General features: G+C 53.0%; 7 protein-coding genes. 2 read left to right on the top strand and 5 right to left on the bottom strand.

Features of this window, described 5'->3' with window-relative positions; all coding sequences use genetic code 11:
- Positions 1–3: 3 nt before the first annotated feature.
- Positions 4–663: a LuxR C-terminal-related transcriptional regulator gene (locus tag AB2U10_RS12660; protein ID WP_367915227.1), complete on the bottom strand. Its 660-nt coding sequence runs from the start codon at positions 661–663 to the stop codon at positions 4–6.
- Positions 664–738: 75 nt separating this feature from the next.
- Positions 739–2,676 carry a tetratricopeptide repeat-containing sensor histidine kinase gene (locus AB2U10_RS12655; RefSeq protein WP_367915228.1) on the bottom strand — a complete coding sequence of 646 codons (1,938 nt, stop codon included), beginning with the start codon at positions 2,674–2,676 and terminating at the stop codon, positions 739–741.
- A gap of 178 nt (positions 2,677–2,854) precedes the next feature.
- Here AB2U10_RS12655 and AB2U10_RS12650 point away from each other — a divergent pair, with 178 nt between their 5' ends.
- Both AB2U10_RS12650 and AB2U10_RS12645 read left to right on the top strand, forming a co-directional pair.
- Positions 2,855–7,774 (top strand): SBBP repeat-containing protein, encoded by a 4,920-nt coding sequence (locus tag AB2U10_RS12650; protein WP_367915229.1) that lies wholly within the window; start codon positions 2,855–2,857, stop codon positions 7,772–7,774.
- A gap of 41 nt (positions 7,775–7,815) precedes the next feature.
- Positions 7,816–8,787 (top strand): glycoside hydrolase family 43 protein, encoded by a 972-nt coding sequence (locus tag AB2U10_RS12645; RefSeq protein ID WP_493820563.1) that lies wholly within the window; start codon positions 7,816–7,818, stop codon positions 8,785–8,787.
- A gap of 19 nt (positions 8,788–8,806) precedes the next feature.
- On the opposite strand, the gene AB2U10_RS12640 is transcribed toward AB2U10_RS12645, so the two are convergent.
- From AB2U10_RS12640 to AB2U10_RS12630, 3 genes are all read right to left on the bottom strand, one after another.
- A complete protein-coding gene (locus AB2U10_RS12640; RefSeq protein ID WP_367915230.1) occupies positions 8,807–9,061 on the bottom strand; it encodes a Txe/YoeB family addiction module toxin in 255 nt (84 codons plus the stop codon).
- Positions 9,058–9,312 carry a type II toxin-antitoxin system Phd/YefM family antitoxin gene (locus AB2U10_RS12635; RefSeq protein ID WP_367915231.1) on the bottom strand — a complete coding sequence of 85 codons (255 nt, stop codon included), beginning with the start codon at positions 9,310–9,312 and terminating at the stop codon, positions 9,058–9,060. Before AB2U10_RS12635 ends, AB2U10_RS12640 begins: the two co-directional genes overlap by 4 nt.
- 114 nt (positions 9,313–9,426) lie before the next feature.
- Complete coding sequence (locus AB2U10_RS12630) at positions 9,427–11,562, bottom strand: S9 family peptidase (protein ID WP_367915232.1); 2,136 nt, start codon at positions 11,560–11,562, stop codon at positions 9,427–9,429.
- Between the last annotated feature and the right edge of the window lie 9 nt (positions 11,563–11,571).

Genomic DNA, 11,571 nt, shown 5'->3' with positions numbered 1-11,571 from the left:
GTTTTATACCAGCCCTTTGGCATAGGCAATCTTAACCGCCTGGGTGCGGTTGCTTACGTGCAGCTTCTGGTAAATGCTGATGCAATGCTTCTTGACGGTATTGGGGCTGATAAACAGCTTGTCTGCAATCTCCTTGTATTCAAAGCCCCCGGCCAGCAGCTCCAGGATCTCCTTTTCCCGCTGGCTGAGCCGGAAAATATCGGGTTGCTCCGTTTTTTGGGCCGGGTCCTTGGTCTGGAGCATCTGCAATATCTTGTAGGCAATGCTGGGAGAAATGGGCCCCGCACCGCTCTCCCACAGGCTGAGCAGCATTTCTGCCAGTACCTCACCGCTTTCTTCCTTCAGAAGATAGCCGCTGGCTCCTGCCTTGATGGCCTGGAAGATTTTCTCTTCGTCATCAAAAACAGTAAGCACCACAAACCGGATGCCCGGGTACAGCGATGACGCCGTAGCAATGGCCGCCACGCCGTTGATATGGGGCATTTCAAGGTCCATGAGCACAATATGCGGCAGGTCGTCCGGGTGAATGGCCTGTATTTTGTCGAGGAAAGCGCTCCCGTCTTCCGCTTCGAGAACAACCGAGAAAAAAGGATTTACCGCCAGTTTCTCCATAACCATCCGCCGGTTTCTCAGTTTGTCGTCTACAATTGCTATACGTATCATGGCTTTGGGTTTTCAATACTAAAATTGACGTATTCCAACAGGTTTGTCAATACTCCTTTTGGATAATTTTTGAACTCATTCCAGCGGGATTTCCACCATTACCTGCGTACCTTCTCCGCTAATCAGGCCAAAACGGAACCCCGAGGTCTCCGACCGCTGCCGCATATGGGTCAGCCCGTAGCTTTCTCCTTCCATCTGTTCCGGTGAAAATCCCGTTCCGTTGTCGGTCACGTACAGGCGCCAGCACGAAACGTCCGGCTCCGATACAATCCTGATAACGGTTCCCCGGCTATGCCGTGCGGCATTGTTCACGGCTTCCTGCACGATCATCAGGATATTCAGGGCTTTGGCAGAAGGCAGGAGCAGCCCGGTCGGGGGAGTTCCGCTGATTTCAAACCGGATGTCGGTATACGTTCTTTTCATCCGGGTAATAAAATTCAGGATCCTCAGCCAGACATTCTCGGCCGAAACATCCGCAGACTTCAGTGCCCATAACGTTTCCCTCAAAAAGAAGAGCATATCTTTGGCCGAATCGTTCAGGTGGCTGATCAGCCCGGCATCGGCATCAGCCCGGAGCTGCTCGGCCGTATGGAGGATCACGTTGGCCTGCACACCCAGGTGGTCGTGCAGGTCGGCGGCCAGGCGTTTCCTTTCGTTTTCTTCTGCCTCTTTCACGGCCAGCTCGGCCTTCCGCTTTTCTTCTTCCTGCACGTAACGCAGCTCCAGCTTCCGGTTTTTCTTATAACCGTTGAACCAGATTCCCGCTGATATGGCCAGGAAGGCCGCCGTAATCAGTATGCTGTAAAACTGGAAGTTCTTCTTATGCAGCGAAGCCTCTTTCCGGGCCAGCTCGATCTCCTGCTTCTGCAGGTTGTATACGGCATCCAGCTTTTCAATTTCCCCGTCGAGGTTTTGCAGGTAAAGCGAGTCTTTCACTTTCAGCAGCTGCCTGAGCGTGGCGGCCAGTGCCTGCTGGTCACCGGCCGCCTCATAATTCTGGCAGAGCGCCTTGTAGGCCAGCGTGGAAACCGAAAATCCCAGCTTTCGCTCCCGGCATACCGCCAGGGCTTCCCGGCAAACCTCAATGCCTTTGCCGGGCTGGCCGGTAGTGGCATAAAAGGTGCCCAGAACGGTCAGGTCAGACACAATGAAAATGGGCTCATTGCTGATTTTCCTTATCTCCACTCCCTTTTTCAGATAATACTCCGCTTTTTCGGGGTCGTTCAGGTAGCTGTAATAATACCCCATAAGAATGAGCGACTGGCAGTAAAACAGGAGGATATCGTTCTCACGGGCCATGTCCAGCGCCCGGGTGGCACACTGTATGCAGGAGTCGGCATAGGCTTTGTCGTGTGCCCGTTCATACAGGTGAATATACGCAATAGCCTTATTCGACAGCGACCTGACGTAGGCGCTTTTCTCTTCTATGCTTTGCGGGTTCCGGTTCAGGGCCAGTGAGCGGTCGGCCCATTCGATCTCCTTTTCAAAATGCTCCATGCCCCCGTAAGCTACCGCAATCTCGTTCAGGATATCCATTCTTGAAGAAGCATCTTTCACCTCCTGGAGCAGTTCATACATGCTTTTCAGGCTGAGATTGGGCCGGGTTTTCTTATACAGGTTATTGGCATACGTGATTCTCAATCGGATATACTGGGGGCGGTACCGGCTGTTTTCCTTCAGGAGGTCAAGGAAAGGCTGGATAAACTTCTCGCAGCTGTCGAGCTGCCCGCGAGCCATCAGGCCCCATGCATAAAAATTGCAGGCCTCATAGTAAGCCGGACGGTTGTTGATTTTCCCGGCCAGTTCCATGGCTTGAGCAGAATAAGTGCAGAGGGTATCACCGCTGAGCGAATACTTTTCCCGGCATAGCCCCAGTAAAGCTTCCAGGCGTTCTTTCTGCGAAGCAGGCGGCAAAGCATGCAGGCGTGCTTTGTAACGATCTATCCGTGCCGTCTGTGAAAACAGCGGCCCACAGGCAGAAAGAAGCAGGAGCAGAAAAGCAGCTCTGGCCATGGCAGGTTTCTTAATACACCTGCTAAGATAAACATATACCCCGTATAAATGAGGGGTTTAGCTGTAAATTAATATCCCTTGTCCCTCAAAACTATCCATATGGAGTATTGCCCGCGATTTCAATAAACATGACTTTTGAAGGCAAATAAGAAGAATCAGCTTTTAAACCGGTATAGTCATGCATAAACAAGTACTCCTGTTTTTTTTCTGTTTACTGTCAGGCATTACAGGCCATGCGCAGGAGCTCCACCCCGATTGGATCCGGCAGTTCGGCAGCAGCGGTACCAGCCAGTCGCGCCAGCAGATCGTGGTCAGCGGAAACTACCTGTACTCGGTAGTTTTGTTTTACAATACCGTAGACTTTGGCGGGCAAAGCTTTACCAGCAACGGCAAAGCCGATATGGCCATCTCCAAATTTGACCTTTCCGGAAACCCGGTCTGGACAAAGACCATCGGCGGGGAAGAAGAAGATTACGTGGAAGGTATAACGGTTGATGCCTCGGGCAATGTATATGTGACCGGGTCTTTCCGGAGAACGGTAGATTTTGATCCCGGACCCGCCGTCAATAACCTCACGGCAACAGGTGCGCTCAGCTACCCCCAGAGTACAGATGAAGATATCTTTGTGCTGAAGCTCTCGCCTGACGGCGATTTCCGCTGGGTAAAGTCAATGGGCTCCGTTCTGGCCGATAACGGGTACTTTATTAAGGCGCAGGGAAATTTTGTATATGTGACCGGGTCTTTCCGCGGAGAAGTAAATTTTGGTACAGGGAGCCCGGACGGCATCCTGACCGCTGATGGCGGCACACCCCCCAATACTTCCTCCGATATTTTTGTGGCTAAATTTGACCTGGCGGGCAATTGCATCTGGGCCCGGCGCATGGGCGGCCCCGGCAGTGATCAGCCCTACTCGCTGGATGTGGATGAGCAGGGAAACACATACACCACAGGCACCTTCACCCAAACGGCCAGCTTTGGCAGCGATCAGCTGACCAGCCTGGCCAGCACCGATATCTTTATTACCCGGCTGGATGCAACCGGAAATTTTGTCTGGACCCGGGGTATACACGGCAGCTCGTTCAATGACTTCGGCACATCTGTGGTGCTTGACGGCGCCGGTAACCTGGTCGTGACCGGTTATTTTGAAGGAGATGTAGATTTTGATCCTTCACCGGGAGGTGTTTTTATGATCGAAGGGAAAGGATATTGGGATGTATTTGTACTAAAATTAACCACAGACGGTAGCTTTGTCTGGGCCCGGTCAATGGCCGGGACAGGCAATACCGACGAAGAAGCCACCTGCGCTGCAATTGACGGCTCAGGCAACATCTATATTACCGGGCGGTTTGAAAATGCCATTGACCTCGATCCCGGTCCGGCACAAGCCCTGTTTACCACCCGTGGCGGCAGAGATATCTTTATGGTAAAGCTAAGCCCGGATGGCGACTACCAATGGGGGAAAACCATAGGCGGCCCGGGCAGTGATTATGCTTCCTCTATAGCGGTTAATAACGATAAAGTATACCTCACCGGTGGTTTTACCCAAACAGCTGACTTTGACCCCGAGGCTACCGAGCTGAGCCGCCAGGCTACAGGTACGGTCGATACTTACATTGTAGCCTATTCCCAGCAGGGTACCCCCCAACCGACGCAATGCCCCGCAGATGTTACTTTTAACAATCCGGGAGAGGTGGCGGCATTTGTAAGCACCTACAGCCACTGTACCGGCATCACCGGGAATGTGACCGTTCAGGGAACGGTGGAAAACCTTAGCGGCCTCACCTTCCTGGAAAGCATTGGCGGAGACCTCCGGTTCAACAATGCAGCCGGCTTGCAGGATATCAGCGGTTTGTCAGGGCTGAAAACAATAGGAAAAGAGCTTTATATAGGAAACAATCCCTTATTGCAGAATCTTGACGCGCTTTCAGCGGTAACCAGTATAGGAGAAGAAATTAATATGGTGAATAATACGGGTCTGACCTCGATAGAAGGCCTTAAAAATGCCGATCTGAGCGGGGTAAGCTACCTGTACATCCAGGATAACGGAGCGCTGTCTGTCTGTAATCTTGCCAATATATGCGCCTACCTGGCTACGAACAGGCAACGCAGCATCTCCGGCAACCTGGGCAACTGTGCTACAGAAGCAGCAGTGCAGGCAGCATGCAACCCCGGCGGCTTTACCCTCACGCTGGCTGAAGCGACCGGGCCTCAGACCTGTGACGGGACCACCGGGGCGATCACCTTTATAACGACCCTGCCCGACCAAAATTATACACTTAGCTTTAAAAGGAACTCCACCGATACCTCTGCTACCGTTACGGCGTCAAACGGTACGTTTATCCTGGGAGGATTGAGAACCGGCACCTACAGCAATTTTTCCATAACCTATGCCAATACGGCTATAGTGGCTGCCGGCCAGCGGGTACTGACCGGCCCTGTTACTCCGGGTAATCCTGTTGTGGCCGACGGTCCGCTGGAATTCTGCGAAGGGGAATCCGTGAAGCTCACAGCGCCCGAAGGCGAAAGCTATGACTGGAGCACCGGTGCGCAGACACGCAGCATCCAGGCTACCGCAGGCGGGATATACAACGTAAAAGTACGCTCTGCGCAGGGCTGTGTGAGCGAATCACAGATCACGCTGACTACCAAAGAATGCAACGTGCCACCCATGGCGGTATGTAAGCCCGTGGTGGTGCTGGTAGCCAAAGACGACTGCTATGCCATTTTAAGAACAGAAGACCTGGATGCGGGCTCCTACGATACCAATAACGACTGGTTTAACCGCAGCATCGACATCAACCCGGCCCTGCGGGTAGGTACCTACACGGCCATCATGACGGTAGTGGATACCCACGGGGCCTCTGCCTCCTGCACCAGCCAGGTACACGTGGTAGACCACAGCATACCGGTAGTGAAAGCCAGGGGGCTCACCCTGGAGCTCAATGAGCAGGGGCGGGCCGTCATCGCGGTGGCCGACGTAGACGCGGGCTCCTACGACAACTGCGGCCCGCTACAGCTGAGCCTCAACCGTACGGAATTTGACTGCCGTGACCTGGGCCACCTGCAGGTGATCCTGACCGGAACAGACGCCTCGGGGAATACCTCTACAGCACTGGCAGACATCCACGTAGTTGACAACCGTCCGCCGGCCATAACTACCGGCCTGGTACAGCTGGTGCTCGACGGGCAGGGAAAAGCCGTGCTGAAAACCGGGGACCTGGTGCAGGACAACTGCGGTATCTGGGACATTACCGCTTCAAAGACCGGATTTGACTGCGGCGATATCGGTGAAAACACGATAAAAGTGCGCGTGGAAGACGTTCAGGGAGCCGTTACAGAAGCAGAAGTGCGGGTGATCGTGGCCGATACCACCGCCCCTGTATTAAAAGCCGCACCGTTTACCGTATACCTTGATAAAAACGGTCGCGCAACGGCCAAAGCCGCAGAAGCCGGTGCGGGCAGCAGCGATAACTGCGGCCTGGATAGCCTGACCCTGAGCCGTTCAGAATTCGGTTGTGACGATACGGGAGAGCAGGAGGTTATCCTGAAAGGCCGGGACAAGAGTGGCAACGAAACCGAAAAAATCATCATCATTACCGTGGCCGATACTACCGCACCGGTAATAGAAACCGCTGCCATAACCATCTACCTGACCGCAGAGGGGAAGGCCACGCTCAAGGAAGAAGCGCTGGGCGGCAGCGACAACTGCGGCATAGCCGGCAGCGAGTTGGAGCGTAGCCAATTCAGCTGTACGGAAACAGGAGAGCATACGGTACGCTATACCCTCCGGGATAAAGCGGGGAACACTACCACGCGGGCGATCCGGGTGACCGTCAAAGATACCATAGCCCCGGTGATCCGGGCACAGGACCTGATCGTGGAGCTGGACGGCAGCGGCAAAGCCAGCCTTGAGGCCGATAGGGTCAACGACGGCAGCACAGACAACTGCGGGATAACCGGACTGAGCCTGTCGCAGACCACTTTCAGCTGCAGCGATCTGGGCAGGCGACTGGTCACGCTGACAGCCAGAGACGGCAGCGGGAATACAGGCACGGCAAGGGCAGAAATACTGGTCCATGACCCGGAAGGCGTGTGTCCGTGCTCGTACGGGGTGCTGGCCGAAGAAAAGGTGGTGCTGCGGCACAATGAAGTGAATGCAGGAGGAGTTGGCGTGAGCGGCAGGAAAGGAATGGTGAGGCTTAGAAAAACGGTGGTGGAATCGTTTGTAAAATCAGAAAGAACGCGCTTTGACAACGGGAGCGAATCGGCCGCTTACATGCGGGGGAAGGCTCCCCAGGCCGAAGGCTTCAGGAGTAACGACCGCAAGGACAGGAAAAAAGAAAAAATAAAAAAAGGGGAAACGCGCAGGTTCGCAGCCGGCAGCTACGGCAGGATCAGGGGCGGAAAAGATGCAAAGCTGGTATTTAGCGGGGGTGATGTATATATACGAAGCATCAGGCTTAAGAAAGGGGCCGAAGTGAGCTTTGAAGCACCCGCAGCACTGATGATCCGGGATAAGGTGAAGCTGGGCGGAACGTTCAACCGGGAGAAAGAGACCGTAAGGCTCTACAGCCGGGGCAATATACGGATCAGGGGAGAAGAAGTGAAAGGATACATGCACAGCAGGGGAACCCTGAGAACCACTGGAGGCAAGGAGAAATACATGGAAGGTTTCTTTGCCGCCGAAAGTATTCGCGGAGGCCGGCATACGTACTGGTCGGGCGGAGGGCTGCTGTGCCGGGATAGCGAAAACCGTGAGTTGCTGGCAAAAGAGAAGAGTGAACGTAAAAAAACAGCCAATGAAGAAGCCGGAGCAGAAGAGATGAAAGCCGACACGCTGGTGCAGGCAGGGGCGCTGCAGGTGCGGCTCTGGCCCAACCCGGCCACGGCATGGCTGCAGGTGGAAATAAGCAGTGAGGCCGATGGCGGGGAAGTGACACTGGTAGATTTGCCGGGAAATGTGCTCCGGCAGGCCGGCTTCAGCGGCAGCCGGGAAACCGTGAAGCTGCAGACAGGCGAGCTGGCTCCCGGTTTGTATATTCTCCGGGTGAAATCCGGGAACGGGGTAGTGACCCTGAGGGTGGTGAAGGAGAACTAACCATTTTTTCACTAACTTGTGCCCTGTTTACAACAGCAATAATGAAGAAAATTATTCTATGGATAACGGGCATGTGCCTTGCAATAAGCGGTGTTGCCCAGAAGGATTACTCGGGAAACCCCGTTTTTGAAGGCTGGTACGCCGACCCGGAGGGTGTCATTTTTAACCGGCAATACTGGATTTACCCCACCTATTCTGCTCCTTATGAGCAGCAGGTATATTTTGATGCGTTTTCGTCGGAAGACCTGACCCGTTGGACCCGCCACTCCCGCATACTGGATACCGCTGCCGTTCGCTGGGCGAAAAAAGCGCTGTGGGCTCCCGCCATCGTTGAGAAAGGTGGTAAATACTACCTGTTTTTCGGGGCAAATGATATCCAGAGCGACCAGGAAACCGGCGGGATCGGTGTGGCCGTAGCCGACAGCCCCCAGGGACCGTTCCGGGACCACATCGGCAAACCGTTGGTGGACCGCTTTTATAACGGTGCTCAGCCCATTGATCAGTTTGTATACAAAGACGGCAACGAATATTACCTCATTTACGGGGGATGGCGGCACTGCAATATAGCCCGCCTGAACGATGACTTTACCGGGTTTATCCCCTTTGCCGACGGTACCGTGTTTAAAGAGATCACCCCTGAGAAATACGTGGAAGGCCCGTTCATGTTTAAAAAAGACGGGAAATATTATTTTATGTGGTCAGAAGGGGGGTGGACCGGGCCCAATTACTCCGTGGCCTATGCTGTAGCTGACAGCCCGCTGGGGCCATTTGAAAGAAAAGGAACTATCCTGCAGCCGGATCCGGCCATTGCCTACGGTGCCGGGCACCACTCCGTGATCCATAACGCCGGGAAAGACGAGTGGTATATTATTTATCACCGCCGCCCGCTGGGAGAAACCGACCGGAACGCCCGCGTAACCTGTATAGACCGCATGTATTTTGATAAAGCAGGAAATATCCTGCCGGTGAAAATGACATTCCGGGGAGTGAAACGCTCAAAAGTGAAGCCTTAATGCAAAAGTGAGGCTTTACTCAATAGTGGTACCGGCATTGAAGAACAATCAGTGTATTTTCTTCTACCCGGTAAACCAGCCGCTGCTCCAGGTTGATCCTTCTTGACCACCAGTCCGTTAACTGGTATTTTAAAGGTTCCGGCTTACCGCTGCCTTCATACGGAATTCTTTCAATCTCCCTGAGCAGCGCATTTATTTTCTTCAGTGTGGATTTATCGGTGGCCTGCCAGTAGAGATAATCCTCCCAGGCGCCCACCAGAAAAAGTTTTTTCATTCGTCAATAAGCTCTTTTTCTATGAACCTGCCTTGTTTATAATCTTCTATGCCTTTGAGGAGCCGGGTTGCATTGGCCGGACTTTTCATTAAATAATACGTTTCCTCCAGGCTGTCATAATCAGACTTTGACATGACGACCACATCCTCGCCCTTGGAACGGGTAACAATCATAGGGCTATGACTTAGACTTACCTTATCCAGGAAAGTTTTTAATTCCTGGCGGAAAACCGAATAATTGACAGTCAGCATTTTTCTCTTCTATCTTTTGTGCAAAGATAAAATGTAAATCTTAAATATACAAGATATTGTACAATATCACCTCCGGCTCTTATTCATGAACCGGAGGTGGTCAACTTCTCCGGGTTATTTTGCTATATATCTTTGGAAGAACTCATGAATCCGCAGGATACGGTCGATCCGCTGCCGCACGTTACCGGTTCGCGAAAGCTCATGCGTGGCTCCCTGGTAACGTACATATTCCACTTCACGGTTCAGGTATTTCAGGCTTTTGTACATCATTTCCGACTGAACCACGCCCGTACGAAGGTCGTTATCGCCGTGCTTGATCAGGAACGGCGTGGTGATTTTATCTACATACGTGTAGGGAGAATTTTCGCGGATCTTCGTAACCGCCTCGTCCTCCCAGGGCAATCCGAAATAATTGGGCGTCAGCCGCCAGGCATTTCCTTCACCCATAAAAGTGGTCAGGTCATACACCCCGCGCTGGGCAAATGCAGCCTTGAAACGGTGATCATGCCCGATGATCCAGGCGGTCAGGTAACCGGCGTATGAGCCCCCGGTAATGACCAGGCGGGAGGTATCTACCCAGCTTTCTTTCGAAACCATATCTACAGCGCCCAGGGCATCTTCCTGCGGGCCTTTGCCCCAGTCGCGGTAATTGGAAAACTGGAAATCTTTCCCGTATCCTCCCGAACCGCGCTGGTTAGGATATACCACCCCATAACCCTGAGCCGTAAAATACTGGAACTCATGCCACATAGAGGCTTCGCCCGGTCCCCACATGGCCGTGGGGCCGCCGTGAAGCTGCAGAACCAGCGGGTATTTTTTCCCGGCTTCCATATTCACAGGCTTCATCACCCAGAACTCAATATCCTGCCCGGCAGAGTTCCTGTAGATTTTTTTCTCAGGATAGCTCAGCTTCTTGTTTTTGACCCAGGAAGCATTCAGGTCGGTGATACGGGTATTTTTGCTGAAATCAGCGTTCGAGATATACAATTCATTCGGGTTGCTCACTTCGGTTTTGGCATACACCCATTCACCGTTGCCCAGCAGGTTCAGTTGCGTTATTCCCGATTCAAAATCGGTGATTCGGGTGACCTTTCCGCTGGCTATATCCAGCTTGTATACCGGGCTGCCGCCGTTTGATTGCGCAACAAACCAGAGGGTTTTCTCATCCGGGCTCCAGTTAAAATTAGAAGGTACCCGGTCAAAATCAATCAGCTTCAGCCCCGTGCCGTCACTGTTGAGCAGGGCGGCCTGTCCGTAGCTAAGTCCTCCGGTAGTCGTCACCACGGTAATTGCCTTTTTCCCGGAGGGCGAGACGCTGAATCCCCGGAAGGCCGTTCCGGCCTGCTCCAGGAGGGTCTTTTGCGAAAGATCGGCCCGCCGGATCTGCACGATCCGGTTTTCATTCTCGCGGTCAGGATGCTCGTCGCTGTCTTTGGCTGTGCTGGCGTAAATGCTTTGGCCGTCAGGGGCGTAGCTTGCCCCGTTGTATGAAGCAAACCCCGATGTCAGGGCACGTGCTACCGCATTTTCCCGCACTTCGATCTCGTACAGGTGATTAAAGGAAATATCCCCGTTCAGGTTGGCCTCACCCTGGAAATTCAGGCGCGTAAATACCCGCGTCTTTTTATCTTCGGCACTTTTGTTCAGGTAAGCCCTGATCTCTTCCAGGCTCCCGTCAGGATTGGGCTTTACCTGCTTGTTTTTCAGCAGGTAATCATCCGAAGCAAAACCGGGCTTCTCCATGGAAAAAGGCGGTAAGGCCTTTGCCGGGTTCAGCAGGGAATCATTGACCAGCTCATCCAGTTTGATGTTGACATTGTACAGGAGGCGGCTGCCGTCAGGACTGAACCGGGGCGAAGAAGCGCCGTACTTTGAATTCGTCAGCTGCCAGGGTTCTCCACCGTTCAGCGGAAGAATAAAGATCTGCGACTTCTCTTTTACACGCCTCACAAACGCCACCTGCTTTCCGTCGGGCGAAAGCTCGGCCTGCGAGACCCCTTCGCGGCCGCGGGTAAGCGCCGTAACGCTTTTCCGGTCATCGGATACCAGGAACAAATTATTCACATAATCGTATTCCAGGGGTCTGTCTTCGTTTTTTTCAATAGAATTGACCGTAAAAACAATCTTGTTTTTGGCGGTTGAAATCTCGGAGACCTGTTTGATCCGCGTTAAATCAGTAACCTGTATCTGCTCAGACTGGGCAAATACAAAAACGGGTAAAACAGCAAAAAGAAAAAAAATGCGTTTCATATCAATAGA

It is taken from the genome of Leadbetterella sp. DM7 (genome assembly GCF_040829825.2).
Taxonomy (GTDB): Bacteria; Bacteroidota; Bacteroidia; order Cytophagales; family Spirosomataceae; genus Leadbetterella.
This window is presented reverse-complemented; position numbering and strand designations above follow the sequence as displayed.